A 22421-nucleotide genomic window follows, 5' to 3' on the forward strand; every position below is an offset into this window, starting at 1 on the left:
ACGGACAAATGCTACGGTGCCTGTACGCTATAACGCACGAGGTAACTATGCGTCTGTTTTCCATTCCTCCTCCCACACTGCTTGCAGGGTTTCTGGCAGTCCTGATTGGCTATGCCAGCTCTGCGGCAATAATCTGGCAAGCGGCGATCGTCGCTGGAGCCACCACAGAGCAAATTTCCGGCTGGATGACGGCGCTGGGACTGGCGATGGGCGTCAGTACTCTTGCCCTGACGTTGTGGTTTCGCGTGCCTGTTCTTACCGCATGGTCAACGCCCGGTGCTGCGTTGCTGGTTACTGGATTGCAGGGACTCACGCTTAACGAAGCCATTGGCGTGTTTATGGTCACCAACACATTAATTGTCTTATGTGGCGTAACAGGATTATTCGCCCGCTTGATGCGTATTATTCCGCACTCGCTGGCAGCGGCAATGCTGGCCGGAATTTTGTTACGCTTTGGTTTACAGGCGTTTGCCAGTCTGGATGGTCAGTTTATGTTATGCGGTAGTATGTTGCTGGCGTGGCTGGCGACAAAGGCTTTTGCGCCGCGTTATGCGGTAATTACGGCGATGATTGTTGGGATCGTGGTCGTTATCGCACAAGGTGACGTTGTCACAAAAGATATCGTTTTCAAACCAGTTCTCCCCGCTTATCTCGCCCCTGAATTTTCGTTTGCTCACAGTTTGAGCGTTGCACTCCCCCTTTTTCTGGTGACGATGGCATCGCAAAATGCGCCAGGGATTGCGGCGATGAAAGCCGCCGGGTATTCAGCTCCTGTTTCGCCATTGATTGTATTTACTGGATTACTGGCGCTTCTGTTTTCTCCTTTCGGCGTCTATTCCGTAGGTATTGCGGCTATCACTGCGGCTATTTGCCAGAGCCCGGAGGCGCACCCGGACAAAGATCAGCGTTGGCTGGCTGCCGCTGCGGCTGGCGTCTTTTATTTACTGGCGGGTCTGTTTGGCAGTGCCATTACCGGGATGATGGCTGCCCTGCCTGTAAGTTGGATCCAGATGCTGGCTGGTCTGGCGCTGTTAAGTACCATCGGAGGCAGTTTGTATCAGGCTTTGCATAATGAGCGTGAGCGCGATGCTGCTGTGGTGGCTTTTCTGGTAACGGCAAGTGGACTGACGCTGGTAGGTATTGGCTCGGCGTTTTGGGGATTAATTGCCGGTGGTGTCTGTTATGTAGTATTGAATTTGTTCGCTGACAGAAGCCGATAATCAGAAGCGCCATCTTGCGATGGCGCGACTGGCATTATTTTTTGTTAACGTCAAACATGGTCGCGTCGGTCGCCATGTCATCAATAACTTGCTTAATATTTTCGAAAGCCATTGGTGTGCTTTCGTTGTTCAGGTCCTTACCTTCGCCCTGACGAACCACCTTGATAACTGGTTTGTTGGTAGCCGCATCAATCAGCTCACCTTCAAAGTACAGGCGGGTATCCATGGTACGGTGACCCGTCGCCATTTGCGTCCCCGCTACCACTAATGCGACAGGAACAACTTCATAGAACTGTAACCCTTCTTTGCTGGTATCTACACCAGTAATAGCACCACGGAAAATCAGACTACGAGGCCCAGCGGTAGTAACCAGTGGTTTACGCTGTGAGATGGCTTCTTTCATTTCAGTATTGGTATAGCTCAAAATTCTATCCAGAACTTTTTGCCCTACCTGGGTAGAAGGTTTAGGCACCGGATAATAGGTGATTGGGTTCCAGACGATGCTGTCATATTTACTTTGATCAAAATTTGGATCAACCCAGCGTAATACCGGTTTGCCCGTTGCTGAAGTTGTTTCTTGAAGGTCGGAGTAATTGTTTAAAAAACCAGAATATTTATCTGGCTGGGTGATTTTAGAGGCACAACCTGACAGAGCCAACAAGCCGCATAAAGCCGCAACTTTCGCAATTGATGTGGTACGCATGAATAGTTTCCTGAGATGATTATATTACTTTTTAAGTTATAGCAAAAAGTACCGCTTCGTGTTGTGGCAAAAAAAGTGTTGGTGAAAATAAATTTTCCAGCCCCTTTTCTGACAATATAGTCAATGACGAAAAGGGGGCAGAGTCAATCATCAGTTGTTAAATTTCAGGCAGTTAAGCCGATAAAAAACTTCAACCACTGTGATATATTTCACATCACCTCGATAAAAAATATGCTTACCGCAAAAAACAGTTAAACATCTCACGTGGACATTTTCATGCGCCTTGCCCTGTTAGCTTATTTTTTACGTGCCAGCATCGTGGCGAAACGTAGTTTAATACGATTGCCGTTAGCGTCGGTGCGGTGGAGTTCACCCACGTCTTCATTGTATTTCAGCATCTCCCAGCCATCGTAATATTGACGTAACTCCCCTTTTTTAAAGGCAAAGGGGAACCCGACGGTACATGGAAAATCAGCTGTGTCCATTGCTGCCACAATCAAGTTATAACCACCGGGTTTGGTGCAACGCTGCATATTGGCAATCAATCCAGGAATGGTTTTCGCCTCCAGGAACATCAGCACCACGGTAGAAAGAATAAAATCGTATTGTCCATCAAACGTCAGGTTATTTAGATCAACAACCTGGGTGCGCAAATTTTCCAGTTTTTCAATGGATTTGATGCGTTCGACGTTGGCAATGCTCATGGCATTTTTATCCCATGCGTCGACATCATAACCATTGGCTGCCAGATAAAGGCTATTACGGCCATTACCACAGCCCAGATCCAGCGTTTTACCCGGCTTAACCACTTTCACCGCTTCCAGAACTTCAGAGTGTGTGCGGGTTAATTCATATTTATCAGTGAAGTAGTTTTCATCACGAATAATCATTCTTTGTCCTCAGCTTTCATTAAAACGGCGCGCTCGGTTCTGATTAACAATTTTCCCTGCATCAGAAGCGCGAAAGTACGGATGAGCAGTAATGCGATAATAAAATTGGTAAAAATAAATAGCGGCACAGCCAGGGTATGGAAAAAGCCATTGTCGTTACCGCTTCCTAAATGCAAACCGGTGGTTGCCAGTGCAGATACGCCGAACGAGAAACTCCAGAATGAGGCATTAAACGGCTGGGAGAGATACCACGGCATCAGGCGTAACATAAAAAGAAGTTGCAGTAGACCGTAACCGAAAAGCATTTTCGCCAGCGTATCGCCCTCGCCACCGTTGACGCTCAACCAGGCGCTACATGCCACCAGCGCCGGTGCAAGCTGAATACCCAACGATGTACGCAGTGCCGTGGGCAATTCTCCCGAGCTACGCAGACGCTGAAGGATCACCGGCTCAAGACTTAACCAGGAGAAAACGCCAGCCCCTAAAAATACCAGACCAGCATCGGTGTAGCCCAATGCTCCACAGGCCATTGCACTGATGAAGTTGTTGGCAACAGTCGGTAAATAAAGTCCGGGTGTCGTAGCTTCCTCAGGATGGGAACCGCGCCATAAACCGGCTGTTTGCCAGGCGGCATAAGCCAGTTGAATCACAACACCAATACTGAACAGGCCCACCGCCAGCGGACGAAACCAGGGGACAAAACCAATTGCCACCAGCATCGTTGTTGCCGGAAACAAACTCACAAAACTGCTCATCACTGGATGACGCACTTCCGCCAGCACGCTATGCGGAAAGCGTATGAGTCGGGTAATAAATGCGCTAGTCAGTAATCCCCAAATGATCATTGCCAGAATCACCAGCCCATCGCCCAACCAGTGACTGACCTGCCAAACCTGGCTGGCATAACGCCAGGCAAATCCCATCCCTATCGTCCCCAACACAATGCCAAAGTAACCTGCCGGTAAATTGAGCACTTTATCGCTCTGCATCTTCTTACTCATTTTGTTGAATTTATAAAGTATATTTGAAATACATTTTATGGAAATTTGCTAAACATAGCCAGAGTCACAGAATTTGCTACGGTTATAGTAGGTCACCTGCGGGAAAACGCTATGCGCAAATATCGTCTTAGTGAAGAACAACGAGCTTTTAGTTATCAGGAAGATAGCGATAAAAAGAGTGTTTTATTGCGGCAGATTATTGCCATCGCTGATTTTAATGACGTAATAGCCGGAACGCCTGGCGGCTGGATTGATAATGAAACCGTATTGGCCCAGGATGGAAATTGTTGGATCTATGACCAGAATGCCATCGCGTTTGCCGGAACGGTGATATCCGGTAATACACGCATCACCGGAAGCAGCGAGCTATGGGGCGATGTTTGCGCGAAGGATAACGTCTGGATCGATAATAGCAAAATCAGTCAGGGCGCTCTGATAAGTGACAACGTCACAATCCATGATTCATTAATATGCGGAAATTGCAGGATTTCTGGTCATGCCTGCATTGATCAGAACTCAATGGTAGTCGCTGCGCAAGGTTTAACGCCCGACCACCATCTTCTGTTGCAAATTTATGATCGCGCAAGAGTCAGCGCCTCGCGCATTGTTCATCAGGCGCAAATATATGGTGATGCCATTGTGAAATTTGCGTTCATTGAGCATCGCGCCGAAGTTTTTGATTTTGCAAGTATTGAAGGTAATGAAGAGAACAACGTCTGGCTGTGTGACTGCACGAAAGTCTACGGACATGCACGTGTGATCGCCGGAACAGAAGAAGATGCCATTCCCACGCTTCATTACAGTTCGCAGGTAGCGGAACATGCCTCGGTGGAAGGCAATTGTGTGTTAAAACATCATGTTCTGGTGGGTGGTCATGCACTCGTACGTGGTGGTCCGGTTTTACTCGACAATCACGTCACCATACAGGGGAACAGCCGCATTACAGGTGCGGTGATGATTGAAAACCATGTGGAGTTAACCGACCACGCCGTCGTTGCAGCCTTTGATGGCGACACGGTTCATGTCCGTGGTCCAAAAGTCATTAACGGCGAGGAACGCATTACGCGAACGCAGCTGCCAGGGTTATTGTGAATCGATAATACGCGCGTATAAGTTCACATCATCAAAGGCATCATTCAGGAACTCAGCCTGTTTAAGGCAACCTTCAAGGATAAAACCATTGCGCAAAGCTACCTGGTTGCTTTGCGGATTATCCACCCGACATTTGATCACGAAGCGTCTGAGTTCACCAGACTGAGCATAATGATGAATCAATGCCTGCAGCGCCTGAGAAATGATCCCCTGCCCCTGATGAGATTCGTCCAGCCAGTAGCCGATTTCCGCGGTTTTATTCAGTGGTTCAATACGATTAAACGAGATAACGCCGATAAGTTCATCTTCTTTGAAAATAATGAACATTTTGGCATATCCACGCTGATGCAACATCACATTACCCTGCACCGTTTTTCGCGTGTCCTCTTCACTTTGAACAAACTGCGGCCAGTTTAGCGACTGCTGTAACCAGGTTTTATTTTTACAGATTAACTGATAAAGAGGTGTGACATGACTTTCTGCAACAGCATGTAATTCAAGTGATTCGCTTACTTTTATCGTTTCAGTCATCTTATCTCCAGTCAATCCATGCAGTTGTTAAAAAAGCCGCCTGGCAGGCGGCTTAAGAAAGTTTACACCTCTTTGACGCTCTCCTGTTGCAGGATTTTGAGCATCTCATCTTTCAACTGGAGCTTCTGTTTTTTCATGCGGACCACTTCCGCATTGTATCCTCGACCGTCGGAACCTTCCTTTCTGGCAATTTCATGATCAAGTTTATTGTGTTTATCGAACAAGGACATAAAGCGAGGATTTTCGTTTTTCAGACGGGATATTAAATCTCGGTATTCTGGAAACATACGCACTCCCTGTTAGTGGCTGACAAAGTGTACATGAAATACACATCATCAGATTACTCAGATAGTTTGGGGAAAAATGCGAGCGGGATCGTGTTTTACCAGACGGCACCTTCCGTCAGAAGGTGCCGAAAAAAATGACGATCAATTCATCACGCGATCGTCAACGTATTTGCGCTTATCCGGAGCTGGTGGGAAATACTGATACAGCCATGTTTCACTGATGGCATCGCCCTGACAGCGGAGATACATCCGCATATCAACCGGATCAGTAGAGTCCGAAGTCGGATACCAGTCAAATTGAATACGGTAACCATCAATCGGTTCAATGTAGAGAATTTCGATTTGCTTCGCTTCACCGCTGGAGAGCGTAATAACAGGTTCAATCCCCTTAGGCGCAGCCGCTTTCAGGTCCCCACCAACAAAATCGACGGCAAAACGACGCGCCCATTTTTCTGGATAATGCTCACCCGGCGCCCAACCTTCCGGAAAACCTCCCATGCCGGTGCGCGTCGCCATAACACGTGCCAATGGACATTGAACAGGGGGATGTGCGCTCCAGTACAGACGATACTGGAATGCAAACTCGTCCCCTGCTTTTACTGCTTTTTCTGGCTGCCAGAAGCAGACAATGTTATCCAGCGTTTCACCCGTTGTTGGGATTTCCATCAGGCCGATGGTGCCTTTGCCCCATTTATTACGAGGCTCTACCCACAAACTTGGTCGTTTGTTGTACCAGCCCATGATGTCTTGATAATGGGAGAAATCACGATCCAGTTGCAATAAACCAAAGCCTTTCGGGTTATTGTCGGTGTAGGCATTGAACTGCAATTTCTGCGGATTATTTAGCGGACGGCAGATCCACTCACCATTGCCCCGCCACATGGAAAGACGGTCGGAATCATGGATTTGCGGATGAATAGTATCGCACATACGACGTTCATTAGTGCCGCAACTAAACATACTGGTCATCGGTGCAATACCCAATTGCTTGATCTCTTTACGCGCATACAGATGGTTTTCAACATCCATAATCACCTGACTCTTTTCACACTGGATGGTGAACTTGTAGGCACCGGTAATACTGGGGCTATCGAGTAAGGCATAAACGGTAAAGGTGGTTGCGCCTGGTTTTACGGTATCAAACCAGAAAGCGGTAAAATCGGGGAACTCTTCTTTGCTGTCGGTATAAGTATCAATCGCCAAACCACGGGCCGATAAACCGTATTGATACGTGTCATCAACGGCACGGAAATAGCTTGCACCGAGGAACGATACCACATCGCGGCGAGCCAGTTCCGGCGCTTTAAATACGCGGAAGCCTGCAAAGCCGAGATCGCTTTGCCCTTCCAGTTGTTTGGTATCTACGCCCGCATCATTGTATTTGAACAATTCTGGACGAAAGTGAATTTCACGTGCCAGATGCGTTGCAGGATCAACCGAGAACATGCGTACGCGGCGGCGGAAACCCATCCCCATATGAAAGAACTGGGCATCAAGCTGGCGGTTCTCGACGTTATGCCACAGTGATTGTTCGGCGTCGTATTGAATGCTGTTATAAGCCTGCGGGGTCATAGTCGCCAACGTGTTGGGTAACGGACGCGGCTCGCCACCCCACGGCTTTTGCGCTAAATCATGCGCCATCGACTGTAAAACCGAAAAGTCAAAACGCTGAGTTTGCCCATCGGCAATATCAGAATCTGCCGCGAACGCAGCCTGAGAAAAAAGAGAAGCAATACCGCTGGTACCGCACACGGCGGCCATAGCCATTGAACCTTTAATAAATCGTCTACGATCCATACCTGACAGTGAGTCCTTCTGGTGTTGTGAATGGTCCCGCGCTGGTCGTTTTCAGCGGCAAGAAAGTGCTTATTAATGACCGCTCACTCTAGACAATATTTATTAATAATCCAATTGTTGAGCATGGAGAATCTGCACAAATCGGCAATTTTTTTATGTCGATGGGAAGAGCCTGATTCATTTGTAAAATCAGGCAAATTTTTGCAAAGCAGGATGGCCCGATTTTAAAGCAATCCACAGCGGCGTTTACTGCGTTCTTCCGCTTCCTTGTATAACTGAAATTCATCAAAAACCTGGCAGCCTAGCGCCTGCTCGAATGCCTCACGACTGGCATTACCATGACTGTGCGTCTGCGTTTCGTTACCGAGATTGGACTGGAAGATCCCCGCCGCACTCACCGGCAAAAAATCCTCATAGGTAATAGGTTGTGCGACAACCCAGCCACGTTCAATCAAAGGTTGCGGATCATCCCCAGGATGTATCGCCTGACGATGCGCTTCACCCGATGGTGTCAGTCGATAACGGAACCATGCCAGCCCTTGCTGGCGCATCAAAAATTCGCTGTCCGGGAAAGCGCGAAAGGTTTCCTGCAAATGCAGTTGATGAGTGAGATTATCCTGTCCAGTTCCGGCATTACGCAGAAGTTCATCATACAGTCGCCGCCCTTTCGGCGTTAACGCCACTCCGCGCTGCTCTATCTCACCAAATCGCGCGGTATGCCTCCCCTGCTGTTGCCCCACAAACAGAACCGTTTCTTCCAGTGCCTTAAAGCTGGTTTGACGCAATAAAATAGGCACCTCGCGGCGCGGCGGCCCTTCGATGAGAATTTTTGGTTCGATACCGCATTCGGGCATCATCGACTGCACCCGATCAATGTCCAGCGTGCGTGGCGTCAGGTGATTGATATGGCAGCCTGGAAAACAGACTACATCAGCGATCAGCCGATGCTCGTTATGCAACGCGTGATAGGTTTCTTCATCTACCGTTGCTGACTGATGCCAACGAAATGTCTCCAGGGCTTCTCGCACAAACTCCCGCGCTTGCGCTTCGCTAAAACCGCCCTCCCGATCATATTCATCTAACAGTTGCCGACAACGTGGGGTAAAGATATCGCGCTGGCGTAAAATCTCCGCCGCCTTTTGGCGCAATGTTTTGTTTTCGATAAGCTCAAGGCGGAGCAATGAGGTAAAAACGCGGAAAGGATTACGCGCAAGCGAGGCATCATCGATGGGCCGAAATGCCGTAGAATGTACCGGCACGCCAGCCTGCGAGAGATCGTAATAACTCACCGGATACATTCCCATAATGGCGAATATCCGCCTTAATGTGGCAAGTTCCTGCGCGGTTCCTACACGTATCGCCCCATGACGTTCAACGTTAAGCCTCGCCAGTTCATCCGCATTACCCATTTTTTCATGCAGTTGGGGATTATTTTCCAGCACAGCCAGATTCACGTCAGCGACCAGTTCCAGCAACGTACCGTACTGTGGAACTTCTTGTTGATACATGGCTGACATTGCCTGCGAAAACTGTTCCCGAATCTCATCCGCTGTGATGCTGTTCGCCATAATGCCTACCCCCAGTGGTCAATTATCTCGAGTGTAGGTAACCGCATTCACTCTGGTGGGAAGAATTTACAAACTGTGATCTCGCCGCGAAATCATCAATATTATCGATTTCGATGTAACATAATTACTTTAAATGTTAATAATATTTTGCAATCAAGTTATCATAATCAAACAACATCACTTGTCAGCGGCACCGCTTCGTTTTTAACATCGCTTATGGAAAAAAATAGTCTGTTTAGTCAGCGCATCCGTTTGCGCCACCTTCATACATTCGTAGCTGTCGCACAACAAGGAACTTTAGGGCGCGCGGCTGAAACCCTTAATCTGAGTCAACCGGCACTCTCTAAGACATTGAATGAGCTGGAGCAATTGACGGGTGCTCGCCTGTTCGACCGGGGACGTCAAGGCGCGCAGCTCACCTTACCTGGCGAGCAATTTTTAACTCACGCAGTCAGAGTTCTTGACGCCATTAACACCGCTGGACAGTCACTTAATCGTAAAGAAGGCCTTAACAATGATGTCGTCAGAGTGGGCGCGCTACCTACCGCGGCACTAGGGATATTACCTTCGGTTATAGGTCAGTTTCATCAGCAACAAAAAGAAACCACACTGCAAGTTGCCACCATGAGTAACACGATGATCCTGGCGGGATTAAAAACAGGGGAAATCGATATTGGTGTTGGTCGGATGTCAGATCCTGAACTGATGACCGGACTTAATTACGAGCTGCTGTTTCTCGAATCACTTAAGTTAGTTGTTAGGCCTAATCACCCCCTGCTTCAGGAGAACGTAACGTTAAGTCGGGTACTGGAATGGCCTGTTGTCGTATCACCAGAAGGCACCGCGCCACGGCAGCATTCTGAGGCATTAGTAAAAAGCCAGGGATGTAAAATTCCTTCAGGCTGCATTGAAACGTTGTCTGCATCGCTTTCACGTCAGCTTACGGTTGAATACGACTACGTGTGGTTTGTTCCTTCTGGCGCGGTAAAAGACGACCTGCGTCATGCAACACTGGTGGCCCTGCCTGTTCCGGGGCATGGAGCAGGCGAACCTATTGGAATACTGACCCGCGTAGATGCAACACTCTCTTCCGGTTGTCAGTTGATGATTAACGCCATTCGAAAATCAATGCCGTTCTGAAAAGTAAGGGATCTTACGATCCCTTTTTTATCACACCGTTGCCAAACTCACTGAACTCCCAGTTCCTTGTTGATCCGCCTGAGCTGGTTGTTTCTTCAGACGGAACACATCCACGGCTTCAGTTAACCGCGCCGCCTGTTCTTCAAGAGATACCGCCGCAGCTGAAGCCTCTTCCACCAGAGAAGCGTTCTGTTGCGTCACTTTATCCATTTCAGAAATCGCCTGGCTAACTTGTGTGATACCTCTGCTTTGTTCATCTGAGGCGGCAGCTATTTCTTGCATGATATGTGTGACGCTCGCCACGGCATCAACAATAGCGCTCATGGTTTTCCCTGCCGTTGCCACCTCATCGGCCCCCTGGCCAATCAACCTGACGGACTCACTGATCAAGCCTTCAATCTCTTTCGCCGCCTGGGCGCTACGGCTTGCAAGTGTACGCACTTCGCTGGCGACAACGGCAAATCCCCGCCCTTGCTCACCGGCTCGTGCGGCTTCAACAGCGGCATTGAGCGCCAGGATATTGGTCTGGAAGGCAATACTGTTGATAACAGCCGTGATTTCAGAAATTTTCTTCGAGCTACTGGAGATATTACCCATTGTCCGCACTACACCGGAAACTGTTTGTCCGCCATCACCGGCTTTACTTGAGGCCTCTTGCGCCAGTTTGCTGGCATGATGTGCATTATCAGAATTTTGCTTCACTGTTGCGGTGAGTTGCTCCATGCTGGCGGCGGTTTGTTCAATTGCCGCCGCTTGTTCTTCGGTGCGTGAGGAAAGGTCAGCATTACCGGCAGAAATCTCACTGGTGCCACGATAGATCTCTTCAGCCCCCTGACGCACCGTTCCCACCGTCAGCGCCAGCGAATGCTGCATTTGCTGTAGATGGCGACTTAAGCGGCCAATTTCACTGCGGCCAGTGGGTTCGTCAACCAGAGTCAGATCGCCACTAGCAATTTTTTCAATCCGTTGGGCAGCATGTTGCAGTGGACGAATGACAATCCGGCGTAACACCATAAAGGTTATCAGCGTCATTACCAGCGCAAGTATAAATGCGCCAATCATAAACATCCCTCCCAGACGAGTACGCTGATGCGCCTGTTCCGCTAGCTGGTTAGCTCTGGCGCTACGTATCTCAATGGCTTTGCTTAACTGCTGGTTATAGGCATTATCAAGCGTTCTGATCTGCTCACTTTCATGATTGATAATGGCTTCAAACATGCCATTTTTGGCATATTTCAACATGGGTTGCAGGCCGGAAATATAAGCCAGGAAACGCTGATTTAATTCTCCGTCCAGCGCATCGTCAGCGGGAGTTTTCACCAGGCGAGTACGGTAAACGTTATAGCCTTGTTGCGATTGCTTTATTTGCAATTCCGCTTGCGCAATATTTCGCTTCATCTCTTCCATTTCAGCGATACGACTTGCTGCCCCGGCCTGAATCATATTGATCCGGGCTGAACGCAATAAATCAGAGCTGTTTGCTAAACCCGTGCGTATCTGGATCTCGTCGCTGACGTCGCGCTGATCGCGGTCTGCCTGCCAGAGAAAATACCCCGCCAGGGATGAACTCAAGGCAAACAGAAACAGGATGCCGCCAAGAATGCAGGCAAATAATGGAACCAGCCTGATGTGATGTAAAAAGCCTAAGCGGTGTGAGGATGTTGTATTCATGACCGTTGTCTCTCTTCCTGGTTTACTCCCGATAGAGAGTCATCGGCAATCGATGCTAATTGCTTACTGGCAAAAACCTGTTCATATCACATTTTTACAACAATTTTTGTGATGAGAGATTATTACCATCGGAATGAAGAGACTTACGAGTAGTTATACCTTGTAAGGCGTATTACGAAAAATTCTGGAAAATGCCACGCAATTTCGTGAAGTGATTATTTCGCTGGTAAGGGTAATTACATAGGATGTTTGCGGGCGCCTGAGACTTTCTGTTTTCAGGCTTACCGAAAATCAGAAAGACGAAGGCCCCGACCGATATTTCTATCAACCGAGGCCGACGAATGAAGCTAGCAATTCAGATGTTAGCCTCTTACCTGCCATCCGGCAAGGAGAAAAGGCTATGAAGCACAACCCCCTGGTGGTGTGTCTGCTCATTATCTGTATCACGATTCTGACATTCACACTCCTGACCCGACAAACGCTCTACGAACTGCGATTCCGGGACGGTGATAAGGAGGTAGCGGCTCTCATGGCCTGTCAGTCCAGGTAAGGGCCTGCGCGGGGAGCATTCCCCGCGCATCTGATTGACGAGTTCATTTTCTCATGGCGCCCCTTATTCATGCCTCAACTGGAAGCTCTCTCGCATTGAGTCTTGCAGCGAGTGTTCTCTGATAACGATTTACCGGAAGCCGCCACACAATTTCGTGAAGTGATTATTTCGATGGTAAGGATAATTGCATAGGATGTTTGCGGGCGCCTGAGACTTTCTGTTTTCAGGCTTACCGAAAACTAGAAAGACGAAGGCCCCGACCGATATTTCTATCAACCGAGGCCAACGAATGAACCCAACAATTCAGATGTTAGCCTCTTACCTGCCATCCGGCAAGGAGAAAGGCTATGAAGCGCAATCCCCTGGTGGTGTGTCTGCTCATTATCTGCATCACGATTCTGGCATTCACCCTCCTGACCCGACAAACGCTCTACGAACTGCGATTCCGGGACGGTGATAAGGAGGTGGCGGCTCTCATGGCCTGCCAGTCCAGGTAAGGGCCTGCGCGGGGAGCATTCCCCGCGCATCTGGTTGACGAGTTCATTTTCTCATGGCGCCCCTTATTCATACCTCAACTGGAAGCTCGCTCGCATTGAGTCTTGCAGCGAGTGTTCTCTGATAACGATTTACCGGAAGCCGTCACGCAATTTCGTGAAGTGATTATTTCGCTGGTAAGGGTAATTACATAGGATGTTTGCGGGCGCCTGAGACTTTCTGTTTTCAGGCTTACCGGGAATCAGAAAGACGAAGGCCCCGACCGATATTTCTATCAACCGAGGCCAACGAATGAACCTAGCAATTCAGATGTTAGCCTCTTACCTGCCATCCGGCAAGGAGAAAGGCTATGAAGCGCAACCCCCTGGTGGTGTGTCTGCTCATTATCTGTATCACGATTCTGGCATTCACACTCCTGACCCGACAAACGCTCTGCGAACTGCGATTCCGGGACGGTGATAAGGAGGTAGCGGCTCTCATGGCCTGTCAGTCCAGGTAAGGGCCTGCGCGGGGAGAATTCCCCGCGCATCTGGTTGACGAGTTCATTTTCTCATGGCGCCCCTTTTAGTTAGTGCATGTTTTTTTCGATGCGCTGATAGAACCATCATTACAGACAAATTTGCCGCCAGCTGTACAGTGAGAGATCCCCCCTTTCGCACCAGAACAGGGTTTGCGCCCGGCATCAACATAAAAAGACATCAGTAATCCCATCAGTAAAATAAAGAGCAACTTTTTCATACAACCTCCATGGCTTGCCGAATCTTATGTTCGGTATAAAAGTTATACGCTGTGCGGTCTTTATTTCACTTAGGGAGATCAAAGATTGGAGAAATTGAATTTCAATCTTAACAGTAGATATATTGATTAAATATCAACCCGTTGAACATATAAACTCGGATTATGGTTTTATTTGTCATACAAATAAATATAATAGGCGCTTCCGATGTAGGCCCGTATTCTTCGCCTGTACCACGGGTCTGGTTTAGTACAGGCGCTTTCTTCTAATACCCTCAGGAGCGCTTACGCGGCATCATGCGCAAAAGCGTGTTGTCTTTCCAGAAATAGTGGTGTGCCAGAGCAGCAGCCGCATGAAGCCCGATAACGTAATATCCCAGATTGGCCAACGTTTCATGCCACCACTTTAATCTATCCACCAGGTCAAAATTGGCCTCTGACGCGTAAGGCATCGTCAAACCAAACGCAAACCACGGATTACCCCGGTTATACATCATCACCAAACCAATCACTGGCAATACAATAAACAGGAGATAGATCACCAAATGTCCCAAATGAGCGAATCCCGTCATCATGGGCCTGGGTTTCGGTACAATGGGCGGCGTTGGGTATTTCAATCTGAGTAACAGACGAACCACCATCAGCACGAGAATTGAGATGCCACATGAAACGTGGATCATGTTGATCACCGGACGATCGCTACGCGGGAAAAATCCACGAAACTCCATCGCACAATAGGCTGCAATAACCAGCAAAAAGACCAGCCAGTGAATGCCAATTTGTAACCTTGAATATCTAATTCCCATAACATTTCCTGCTTTAACACAATTTGTCGTTAACATAACGAGCTTTTCTTAAAATTTCATTAAATATTGTTCACTCGTTTTCAGTACGTTACGTTTCATGGCAAAAAGGTAGATTGCCCATCCTGTCATCCTGGTCTAAGCCTGGAAAGGACTAATTTTTACCCACAAGTTCTTGACTGGAGAAAACCATGAGCAAAGTTGGCATTAACGGTTTTGGTCGTATCGGCCGGCTGGTATTACGTCGGCTACTTGAGATTAAAAGTAACATTGACGTTGTCGCCATTAATGATCTTACGTCTCCGAAAATTCTCGCCTACCTACTAAAGCACGATTCAAACTACGGTCGTTTCCCCTGGAGCGTCGATTTCACAGAGGATTCACTTATTGTTAATGGAAAAAGTATTGCGGTTTACGCCGAAAAAGACGCGAAAAATATCCCCTGGAAAGTAAAAGGTGCTGAAATTGTCATTGAATGTACCGGTTTTTATACTTCCGCAGAAAAATCCCAGGCGCATCTGGACGCTGGCGCGAAAAAGGTGTTGATTTCCGCACCGGCAGGAGAAATGAAAACCATCGTTTATAACGTCAATGATGGCACTCTGGATGGCAACGACACCATTATTTCTGTGGCGTCATGCACAACCAACTGTCTTGCGCCGATGGCCAAAGCATTGCATGACAGTTTTGGGATAGAAGTTGGCACAATGACAACGATCCATGCCTATACCGACACCCAGTCTCTGGTGGATGGTCCGCGTGGTAAAGATTTACGTGCATCGCGGGCAGCGGCGGAAAATATCATCCCCCACACTACCGGTGCGGCAAAAGCCATTGGTCTGGTGATCCCGGAACTTAGCGGCAAACTTAAAGGCCATGCGCAACGCGTGCCGGTGAAAACTGGTTCAGTGACCGAGCTGGTGTCTATCCTTGGGAAAAAAGTGACTGCTGAAGAGGTGAATAACGCACTTAAAAAAGCAACGACCAATAACGAGTCATTTGGTTATACCGACGAAGAGATTGTCTCTTCCGATATCATTGGCAGCCATTTTGGTTCGGTGTTTGATGCGACCCAAACGGAAATCACCGCAGTGGGCGATTTACAACTGGTGAAGACCGTCGCCTGGTACGATAACGAGTATGGTTTTGTCACTCAACTCATTCGTACTCTGGAAAAATTCGCCAAACTCTGACCAGCACTGGCGGAGGAAAAACCTCCGCCTCTTTCATATCTTACGACTGCAAATAGACCACCTGAGTCTGTAGATACTCATGCAAACCATGTTTGCCATCTGCGCCGCCAATACCCGACTTACGCCATCCAGCATGGAAACCTTGCATAGCTTCGAAGTTTTCTCGGTTGATGTAGGTTTCGCCAAACTTGAGTCCTTTGATGGCTTTCATCGCCACGTTAAGATTCTCGGTATATATCGATGACGTCAGGCCATAATCGCTGTCGTTGGCCATGGAGATAGCCTGTTCCAGCGTGTCAAAAGCGACTACCGGCAGCACTGGCCCAAAGGTTTCTTCGTGCATAATGGACATTTCCTGGCGGACATCCAAAAGCAACGTTGGCGGATAATAATAACCTTTCCCTTCTACAGCCTTACCACCCAACGCGATTCTCGCGCCCTCTTCTACTGCCCGCGCTACCTTTTGTTCCACCCTTTCCAGAGCCGCAGCGTTAATCAGCGGCCCCATCGCAATGTCGTTACGTTCGGCGGGGTTACCAAATTGAACCGCCTGCATTGCCTCGCCCAGTCGATTAACAAAGCGATCGTAAATACCTTTCTGCACATAGACACGTTCCGCACAGTTACACACCTGCCCGGTATTTATCACGCGTGAATCAACAATGGCTTTGACGGCCAATTCAAGATCGGCGTCATCCATCACGATAGCAGGGGCTTTGCCCCCCAGCTCCAGACACACTTTGGTGATATTTTTCGCCGCGGTCGCCATGATTTTTTCTCCGGCAGCGACGCTGCCTGTCATGCTGACCATAGCGACTTTTGGATTACCCGCCAACTCCTGACCTACCGTTTCACCGCGTCCTAACACAAGGTTAAACACGCCGCGTGGTAGGCCAATTTCGTCGACGATTTTAGCAAATGCGATCGCATTGTTTGGCGTAAATTCGCTCGGTTTGATGACGATGGTATTGCCTGTGAGAAGAGCTGGCGCCATTTTGCGAGCGATCAGGAAAAACGGGAAGTTCCACGGTAGGATACCGGTCGTTACGCCCAACGCACGTTTAAACAGCAGGATGTTTTCCCCAGGACGATCACTTTGAATAATCTCGCCCTCGTAGCGACGAGCCCATTCTGCCATGTAATCGATATAGTCAGCAGTAAAAGCGACTTCGACTTCGGCCAGCTGTTGAATTTTGCCACCTTCCTCGACGATCAATGAGCTAATTTCACTGGCCCGTTCGCGGATCCCCGCAGAGATTTTCCGTAACCAGTTCGCTCGTTCAATCGCGGGTAATGCTTCCCATTCTGGCTGCGCTCGCTCTGCCGCATCGATTGCTTTGCGAGCATCTTCAGCCTGGCCATCAGGAATGCGGGAAATCACTGCCTCTGTTGCGGGGTTAACCACATCAATCCATGCGTCGCCGCGCCAGGTGATAAACTGTCCATCGATATACATAGGATGTTGAACGGGTACAGACATGGGCTACTCCTGCGATTGATATGTTTATATTTTGTAACTCACGCGTTAATTAACATCAATCACAGTAGAGAAGGCATCGTGGATGTGCAATTTTGTGAAAGGCTTCATAAAAAGAGATACGACGGGAATAAAGAGAGGAAGAAAAAGATCAGATTATTACCCGTTTGCAATCATTTGTTCACAAACGGGCAATTATTAGCGCAGTGAGCGACTCTCCATTGCCTCAATAAGCACAGCGTCATACTGTAATAGCTGCCATGCCTGCATAACTTCTGACGGAAAATCGACGTGAACGATAAAATCGCGTCCGCGCGGTCCATAGCCATCGCTGTCATCGCGCAAGCGTGGCAGCTCGCCAGTAAGTAGAGACAAATATCGCTCAACTGGCCATAATCCTGTCAGCGGATTAGCAAACGTCACGCTGCCTGCATCATTTCCCAACTGTGGTACGAATCCCGGATAACTTAGCCAGCGAGGCGCATCAGGATTATCTCCGGTAATACGACGGAACGTCGCCATGGTTCGGCGTTGCATAGTGGGATCCTGGACGACAATCGTGGTATGGACTCGCTCTGCTAACTGATTCAATAATGCGATACTGAAACGGGCATTTTCTCCACAGTTAGTTGACTGGTCTTCAATCCAGATTTTTTCCTGCGGAATGTGCCAGAACTGATGAGCGATATCCGCCAGGATGGTAGCTTCTGCCCTGCCAGTGGTGCTGATAGTGTTGTAGTGCGGATGCTGTGCGATGGCGCTATACAAAAAAGTTGTCGAGTGACCTATACCTCCGCTAATCAGTAAAGGAATTTGCTGATCTCTTGCAATCTTACAAGCGGCATCGATAGTGGGAATGACAGCATTGCCTGCAAGTATCACGCAATCGGCCTGATACGGAGCTTCACCGGAGAAATCATCCTGCGCCAGCCATCGACCGATAACGTTTATAGCATCAATGGTTGACGCTGAAAGCGTCGGAAACGGGTTAATATTCATGGTCCCTCCTTATCGTTCCTTTAAGAATACTGCGTGAGATAATAATGAGAAGCGGAGCACTCTGAAAGGAGGAAGCCGTATTTCCTTAACCACCTCTCCGCAAGCCTGACATATCTTTTACGGAAAAGCTGTAGATAAACATTATTCATCTTGCAGCAGAGAATTGTATTTTTCTGAATTCCCCAATTTTTGCCTTTACCGTTTTTAGAATTAATAAAAAACCCGGCGCTAAATGCTTACCGGGTTTTAGATTTATCAGGCAAATAGCAGAGTTAACCGCTAATCTGCTCCATCGCCTGCAATATACGCTTATCCGAAATAGGATAAGGTGTACCGAGCTGTTGAGCGAAGTAACTAACGCGCAGCTCTTCTATCATCCAGCGGATCTCTTTCACGTCTTCATCCTCACGACGTGCAGGCGGCAGTTTGTTGATCCATTGCTGCCACGCCTGCTGGACGTTTTCGACTTTCAGCATCTGTGCACGGTCGCGATGTGGATCAATCGCCAGTTTTTCCAGTCGTTTTTCAATCGCCTGCAAATAACGCAGCGTGTCGCTCAGCCGTTTGAAGCCGTTACCAGTGACAAAACCGCGATACACCAGCCCGCCCATCTGCGCTTTGATATCCGACAGTCCCAGCGCCATCGTCATATCCACCCGACCTTTCAGGCGTTTGTTGATATTGAACACCGCAGTGAGGATTTGCTCGACCTGCTTCGCAATATCCACCACCGTGTCGTTCAGTTCAGCGCGGACTTTTTCATGCAGCGCAGCAAAGCCTTCTTCCGTCCAGACCGGTCCACCATTGGCGTCGATCAGTTGATCCACACCGCAGGAAATACAGTCGTCAATCAGCTCCAGCACTTTACCATACGGGTTAAAGTACAGCCCCAGCTTAGCTTTGTTTGGTAACTTCTCATGCAAATACTTGATCGGCGATGGAATATTTAGCAGCAGTAGACGGCGAAGACCGTTCCACATTGCCTGCTTTTGCTCCAGCGGGTTATCAAACAGTTTGATCGCCACACTGTCGCGCTCATCCACCAGCGCCGGCCACGCTTTCACTTTGTAGTTGCCACGCTTCTGTTCGTAGCTTTCCGGCAGTTGACCAAAACTCCAGATATGTAAGCCGCTCTGCTCGATACCGTCATCCGCCACCGCAGACAGCGTTTCCTGCACTTTGCCTTTCAGGGCATCTTTCAGATCTTGTAATGAGCGCCCTTCTTTTAGCTTCTTGTTTTTGTCATCCACCACGCGGAAGGTGATTTTCAGGTGATCGGGTACCTGATCCCAGTGCCAGTCTTCGCGGTCAACGGTGACGCCAGTCATCCGTCGCAGTTCGCGCTCAAGGCTGTCGAGCAACGGTAACTCCAGCGGTGTGACGCGGCCTAAAAACGCTTCGGCATAGTTTGGCGCGGGCACAAAATTACGGCGTACCGGTTTCGGCAACGATTTAATCAGAGCAATCACCAGTTCGCGGCGCAGACCGGGGATCTGCCACTCAAACCCACTCTCCTCAACCTGGTTAAGTAACGGCAGCGGAATATGTACGGTCACACCGTCAGCATCTGCGCCGGGCTCAAACTGATAGCTCAAACGCAGTTTGAGATTGCCCTGATGCCAGAAGTTCGGGTAATCCAGCTTGCTGATTTTTTCTGCCCCTTCTTTGATCAACATGCTCTTTTCAAAGTTGAGCAAATCAGGCGTTTCGCGGCTGACTTTTTTCCACCAGCTGTCGAAGTGGCGTGCAGAGATCACATCGTGGCTGATGCGCTGGTCGTAGAACTCAAACAACGTTTCGTCATCAACCAGAATATCGCGGCGACGTGATTTGTGTTCCAGCTCTTCCACTTCTGCCCGCAGTTTCAGGTTTTCACGGAAGAATGCGTGACGCGTCTGCCAGTCACCTTCCACCAGCGCGTGGCGAATAAAGAGTTCACGACATAACGCCGGATCGATCTGGCTGTAGTTGACCTTACGCGCGGCAACAATCGGCAAACCATAAACAGTGACTTTTTCCGTTGCCATCACCGCGCCCTGCGCCCGTTCCCAGTGCGGTTCGCTGTAGGTGCGTTTAATCAAATGCTGAGCAACGGGTTCCACCCATTCCGGATCGATGCGTGCCGCAATGCGCCCCCACAGGCGGCTGGTTTCTACCAGTTCCGCCACCATCACCCATTTCGGCGGCTTTTTGAATAAACCGGAACCGGGGAAGATGGAAAAACGCGCGTTACGTGCGCCGGTATATTCCTGTTTATCGGCATCTTTCATACCGATATGGGAAAGCAAACCAGTCAGCAACGCAATGTGAATTTCACGATACTCCGCCGGTTCGCTGTTCACCGGAATGCCGAGTTCTTTAACTACCTGGCGCAACTGGGTATAGATATCCTGCCATTCGCGCACGCGCAGATAGTTGAGATAATCGGTACGACACAGACGACGGAAGGCGTTTGAAGAAAGCGCCTTTTGCTGCTCGCCAAGATAATTCCACAGATTTACAAACGCGAGGAAATCGGATTCTTTGTCGTGGAAGCGACGATGTTTTTCGTCCGATGCCTGCTGTTTATCCATTGGTCGTTCGCGCGGATCCTGAATGGAGAGCGCAGACGTGATAATCATCGCCTCACGCACGCAGCCATGTTTCTGCGCTTCCAGCACCATACGTGCCAGACGTGGGTCGACAGGCAACTGCGAGAGCTGGCGACCGAGCGGCGTCAGTTTATAGGCGCTGGCCTGTTCATCCGTGGTGATCGCGCCCAGCTCTTCGAGCAGACGCACGCCATCCTGAATATTGCGTTTATCTGGCGCTTCGACAAACGGGAACGCGGCGATATCGCCCAGCCCCAGCGCGGTCATCTGCAAAATAACCGATGCCAGGTTAGTACGCAGAATCTCCGGATCGGTAAACTCCGGGCGCGAGAGGAAATCGTCTTCCGAATAGAGACGAATACAGATCCCTTCTGACACACGTCCGCAGCGGCCTTTACGCTGATTAGCTGAAGCCTGCGAAATTGGCTCAATCGGCAAACGCTGCACTTTAGTGCGATAGCTGTAACGGCTGATACGCGCCGTACCTGGATCGATAACGTACTTTATACCCGGTACGGTCAGCGAGGTTTCCGCGACGTTGGTCGCCAGCACAATGCGTCGCCCGCTGTGCGACTGGAACACGCGGTTCTGTTCGCTGTTCGAAAGCCGCGCATAAAGCGGCAAGATTTCGGTATGGCGTAAGTTCAGCTTGTTCAGCGCATCGGCGGTATCGCGAATTTCTCGCTCGCCGCTCATAAAGATCAGAATGTCGCCAGGGCTTTCCTGGCTCAGTTCATCTACGGCATCGAAAATAGCCTGCAACTGGTCGCGCTCGGTGTCATCGGCTTCTTCAACAATCGGGCGATAGCGCACTTCCACCGGATAGGTCCGACCGGAGACTTCAATAATCGGCGCATTATTAAAGTGGCGCGAAAAGCGTTCCGGGTCGATAGTCGCGGAAGTGATAATGATTTTTAGGTCAGGACGCCGCGGCAGCAACTCTTTCAAATAGCCGAGCAGAAAATCAATGTTCAGGCTACGTTCGTGCGCTTCGTCGATGATGATGGTGTCGTACTGCATCAACAGGCGATCTTGCTGGATTTCCGCCAGCAAGATACCGTCGGTCATCAGCTTGACCATCGTGTTATCACTTACGTGATCGCTGAAACGCACTTTGTAACCGATGCAACCGCCCGGCTCCGTTTTCAGCTCTTCCGCAATACGGTTCGCCACCGTTCTTGCCGCCAGGCGACGCGGCTGGGTATGGCCGATCAGCCCTTTAATCCCGCGCCCCAGCTCCATACAGATTTTCGGTAGCTGAGTCGTTTTACCAGAACCCGTTTCCCCGGCGACGATCACCACCTGGTGATCACGAATTGCTTCGAGAATGTCCTGTTTTTTCTGACTAACCGGCAAATTGTCCGGGTAAGTAATTTCCGGTCGTGCCGCTTCACGCAGCAAGACTTTCCCTGCCGCCTGGTCAATCTCTTTAGCCATCTCCTGGAAAATGGCCTGTTGTGCATCAGGATTTTTAACCTTCTTCACACCGTGCAGACGGCGAGAAAAACGCAGTCTGTCACGCAGCATCAGCGAATCCAGCCGTTGCTGTAAGGCGTTGAAGGTCAATTTTTGTTGTTCTGTCATAACGTTAGAGGGCAGCGTCGTGCCTGATTAATTTTCTTTTAAATGATAGATATAGAGTACCACATCGCAGCTTTTTATGTGTTGTTCAATAAAT

At 49.2% G+C, this 22421-nt stretch carries 20 protein-coding genes; 7 read left to right on the forward strand and 13 right to left on the reverse strand.

What is annotated here, in order from left to right; translation table 11 throughout:
• The first annotated feature begins 8 nt into the window (after positions 1–8).
• Entirely contained in the window at positions 9–1220 is a 1212-nt protein-coding gene (gene ydcO, locus D9738_RS18695) for a BenE family transporter YdcO (RefSeq protein WP_130260853.1), read from the forward strand.
• Positions 1221–1254: 34 nt separating this feature from the next.
• Here ydcO and D9738_RS18700 read toward each other — a convergent pair whose 3' ends face one another.
• The 3 genes from D9738_RS18700 to tehA all read right to left on the reverse strand — a co-directional run bounded on the left by D9738_RS18700 (position 1255) and on the right by tehA (position 3802).
• Positions 1255–1923, reverse strand: coding sequence for a DUF3313 domain-containing protein (locus D9738_RS18700; RefSeq protein WP_130260854.1), 669 nt, complete (start codon positions 1921–1923; stop codon positions 1255–1257).
• Positions 1924–2219: 296 nt separating this feature from the next.
• On the reverse strand, positions 2220–2813 hold the full coding sequence (gene tehB, locus D9738_RS18705; RefSeq protein ID WP_130260855.1) for a tellurite resistance methyltransferase TehB: 594 nt from the start codon (positions 2811–2813) through the stop codon (positions 2220–2222).
• Complete coding sequence (gene tehA, locus D9738_RS18710; RefSeq protein ID WP_130210219.1) at positions 2810–3802, reverse strand: dicarboxylate transporter/tellurite-resistance protein TehA; 993 nt, start codon at positions 3800–3802, stop codon at positions 2810–2812. The genes tehB and tehA overlap by 4 nt, the downstream gene beginning before the upstream one ends.
• 123 nt (positions 3803–3925) lie before the next feature.
• On the opposite strand from tehA, the gene ydcK reads away from it, so the two are divergent.
• Positions 3926–4906 (forward strand): YdcK family protein, encoded by a 981-nt coding sequence (gene ydcK, locus D9738_RS18715; RefSeq protein ID WP_130260856.1) that lies wholly within the window; start codon positions 3926–3928, stop codon positions 4904–4906.
• On the opposite strand, the gene rimL is transcribed toward ydcK, so the two are convergent.
• The 4 genes from rimL to D9738_RS18735 all read right to left on the reverse strand — a co-directional run bounded on the left by rimL (position 4898) and on the right by D9738_RS18735 (position 9089).
• On the reverse strand, positions 4898–5437 hold the full coding sequence (gene rimL / locus D9738_RS18720) for a 50S ribosomal protein L7/L12-serine acetyltransferase (protein ID WP_130260857.1): 540 nt from the start codon (positions 5435–5437) through the stop codon (positions 4898–4900). The genes ydcK and rimL overlap by 9 nt on opposite strands.
• A 62-nt stretch (positions 5438–5499) precedes the next feature.
• The gene (locus D9738_RS18725) at positions 5500–5724 is read right to left on the reverse strand and encodes a YdcH family protein (RefSeq protein ID WP_001296778.1); all 225 of its coding nucleotides are present in this window, start codon (positions 5722–5724) and stop codon (positions 5500–5502) included.
• 141 nt (positions 5725–5865) lie between these two features.
• Positions 5866–7521, reverse strand: a complete 1656-nt coding sequence (opgD, locus tag D9738_RS18730; protein ID WP_130210225.1) for a glucan biosynthesis protein OpgD — start codon at positions 7519–7521, stop codon at positions 5866–5868.
• 224 nt (positions 7522–7745) lie between these two features.
• Positions 7746–9089 carry a VOC family protein gene (locus D9738_RS18735; RefSeq protein ID WP_130260858.1) on the reverse strand — a complete coding sequence of 448 codons (1344 nt, stop codon included), beginning with the start codon at positions 9087–9089 and terminating at the stop codon, positions 7746–7748.
• A 216-nt stretch (positions 9090–9305) separates the two neighbouring features.
• Here D9738_RS18735 and D9738_RS18740 point away from each other — a divergent pair, with 216 nt between their 5' ends.
• Positions 9306–10229 (forward strand): LysR substrate-binding domain-containing protein, encoded by a 924-nt coding sequence (locus tag D9738_RS18740; RefSeq protein ID WP_130210229.1) that lies wholly within the window; start codon positions 9306–9308, stop codon positions 10227–10229.
• A gap of 30 nt (positions 10230–10259) precedes the next feature.
• Here the strand turns inward: D9738_RS18740 and D9738_RS18745 are convergent, their stop codons facing one another.
• Positions 10260–11900: a methyl-accepting chemotaxis protein gene (locus tag D9738_RS18745; RefSeq protein ID WP_130260859.1), complete on the reverse strand. Its 1641-nt coding sequence runs from the start codon at positions 11898–11900 to the stop codon at positions 10260–10262.
• A 400-nt stretch (positions 11901–12300) separates the two neighbouring features.
• Here D9738_RS18745 and hokB point away from each other — a divergent pair, with 400 nt between their 5' ends.
• From hokB to D9738_RS18760, 3 genes are all read left to right on the forward strand, one after another.
• Complete coding sequence (hokB, locus tag D9738_RS18750) at positions 12301–12450, forward strand: type I toxin-antitoxin system toxin HokB (RefSeq protein WP_130260860.1); 150 nt, start codon at positions 12301–12303, stop codon at positions 12448–12450.
• 347 nt (positions 12451–12797) lie between these two features.
• On the forward strand, positions 12798–12947 hold the full coding sequence (locus D9738_RS18755) for a type I toxin-antitoxin system Hok family toxin (RefSeq protein ID WP_064527420.1): 150 nt from the start codon (positions 12798–12800) through the stop codon (positions 12945–12947).
• A 347-nt stretch (positions 12948–13294) separates the two neighbouring features.
• A complete protein-coding gene (locus D9738_RS18760) occupies positions 13295–13444 on the forward strand; it encodes a type I toxin-antitoxin system Hok family toxin (protein WP_130260861.1) in 150 nt (49 codons plus the stop codon).
• Between the two features lie 65 nt (positions 13445–13509).
• Here the strand turns inward: D9738_RS18760 and D9738_RS18765 are convergent, their stop codons facing one another.
• Together D9738_RS18765 and cybB are read right to left on the reverse strand one after the other, a co-directional pair.
• The gene (locus tag D9738_RS18765; protein ID WP_130210233.1) at positions 13510–13683 is read right to left on the reverse strand and encodes a hypothetical protein; all 174 of its coding nucleotides are present in this window, start codon (positions 13681–13683) and stop codon (positions 13510–13512) included.
• 272 nt (positions 13684–13955) lie between these two features.
• Positions 13956–14486, reverse strand: coding sequence for a cytochrome b561 (cybB, locus tag D9738_RS18770; RefSeq protein WP_130260862.1), 531 nt, complete (start codon positions 14484–14486; stop codon positions 13956–13958).
• 188 nt (positions 14487–14674) lie between these two features.
• Here cybB and gap point away from each other — a divergent pair, with 188 nt between their 5' ends.
• Entirely contained in the window at positions 14675–15676 is a 1002-nt protein-coding gene (gene gap / locus D9738_RS18775; RefSeq protein ID WP_130260863.1) for a type I glyceraldehyde-3-phosphate dehydrogenase, read from the forward strand.
• A 40-nt stretch (positions 15677–15716) separates the two neighbouring features.
• Here the strand turns inward: gap and aldA are convergent, their stop codons facing one another.
• The 3 genes from aldA to hrpA form a co-directional block, all read right to left on the reverse strand.
• A complete protein-coding gene (aldA, locus tag D9738_RS18780) occupies positions 15717–17156 on the reverse strand; it encodes an aldehyde dehydrogenase (RefSeq protein ID WP_130260864.1) in 1440 nt (479 codons plus the stop codon).
• Positions 17157–17351: 195 nt separating this feature from the next.
• Positions 17352–18152, reverse strand: coding sequence for a DUF218 domain-containing protein YdcF (gene ydcF, locus D9738_RS18785; protein WP_130210241.1), 801 nt, complete (start codon positions 18150–18152; stop codon positions 17352–17354).
• Positions 18153–18424: 272 nt separating this feature from the next.
• On the reverse strand, positions 18425–22327 hold the full coding sequence (hrpA, locus tag D9738_RS18790) for an ATP-dependent RNA helicase HrpA (RefSeq protein ID WP_130260865.1): 3903 nt from the start codon (positions 22325–22327) through the stop codon (positions 18425–18427).
• Positions 22328–22421 lie beyond the last annotated feature (94 nt).

This window comes from Escherichia sp. E10V5, assembly GCF_004212315.1.
Classification (GTDB): Bacteria; Pseudomonadota; Gammaproteobacteria; order Enterobacterales; family Enterobacteriaceae; genus Escherichia.

Excerpts from the sequence above, each read along its gene's own strand:
- ydcO (WP_130260853.1), top strand. The coding sequence starts at position 9 with ATGCTACGGTGCCTGTACGCTATAACGCACGAGGTAACTATGCGTCTG.
- D9738_RS18700 (WP_130260854.1), bottom strand. The coding sequence starts at position 1,923 with ATGCGTACCACATCAATTGCGAAAGTTGCGGCTTTATGCGGCTTGTTG.
- tehB (WP_130260855.1), bottom strand. The coding sequence starts at position 2,813 with ATGATTATTCGTGATGAAAACTACTTCACTGATAAATATGAATTAACC.
- tehA (WP_130210219.1), bottom strand. The coding sequence starts at position 3,802 with ATGCAGAGCGATAAAGTGCTCAATTTACCGGCAGGTTACTTTGGCATT.
- ydcK (WP_130260856.1), top strand. The coding sequence starts at position 3,926 with ATGCGCAAATATCGTCTTAGTGAAGAACAACGAGCTTTTAGTTATCAG.
- rimL (WP_130260857.1), bottom strand. The coding sequence starts at position 5,437 with ATGACTGAAACGATAAAAGTAAGCGAATCACTTGAATTACATGCTGTT.
- D9738_RS18725 (WP_001296778.1), bottom strand. The coding sequence starts at position 5,724 with ATGTTTCCAGAATACCGAGATTTAATATCCCGTCTGAAAAACGAAAAT.
- opgD (WP_130210225.1), bottom strand. The coding sequence starts at position 7,521 with ATGGATCGTAGACGATTTATTAAAGGTTCAATGGCTATGGCCGCCGTG.
- D9738_RS18735 (WP_130260858.1), bottom strand. The coding sequence starts at position 9,089 with ATGGCGAACAGCATCACAGCGGATGAGATTCGGGAACAGTTTTCGCAG.
- D9738_RS18740 (WP_130210229.1), top strand. The coding sequence starts at position 9,306 with ATGGAAAAAAATAGTCTGTTTAGTCAGCGCATCCGTTTGCGCCACCTT.
- D9738_RS18745 (WP_130260859.1), bottom strand. The coding sequence starts at position 11,900 with ATGAATACAACATCCTCACACCGCTTAGGCTTTTTACATCACATCAGG.
- hokB (WP_130260860.1), top strand. The coding sequence starts at position 12,301 with ATGAAGCACAACCCCCTGGTGGTGTGTCTGCTCATTATCTGTATCACG.
- D9738_RS18755 (WP_064527420.1), top strand. The coding sequence starts at position 12,798 with ATGAAGCGCAATCCCCTGGTGGTGTGTCTGCTCATTATCTGCATCACG.
- D9738_RS18760 (WP_130260861.1), top strand. The coding sequence starts at position 13,295 with ATGAAGCGCAACCCCCTGGTGGTGTGTCTGCTCATTATCTGTATCACG.
- D9738_RS18765 (WP_130210233.1), bottom strand. The coding sequence starts at position 13,683 with ATGAAAAAGTTGCTCTTTATTTTACTGATGGGATTACTGATGTCTTTT.
- cybB (WP_130260862.1), bottom strand. The coding sequence starts at position 14,486 with ATGGGAATTAGATATTCAAGGTTACAAATTGGCATTCACTGGCTGGTC.
- gap (WP_130260863.1), top strand. The coding sequence starts at position 14,675 with ATGAGCAAAGTTGGCATTAACGGTTTTGGTCGTATCGGCCGGCTGGTA.
- aldA (WP_130260864.1), bottom strand. The coding sequence starts at position 17,156 with ATGTCTGTACCCGTTCAACATCCTATGTATATCGATGGACAGTTTATC.
- ydcF (WP_130210241.1), bottom strand. The coding sequence starts at position 18,152 with ATGAATATTAACCCGTTTCCGACGCTTTCAGCGTCAACCATTGATGCT.
- hrpA (WP_130260865.1), bottom strand. The coding sequence starts at position 22,327 with ATGACAGAACAACAAAAATTGACCTTCAACGCCTTACAGCAACGGCTG.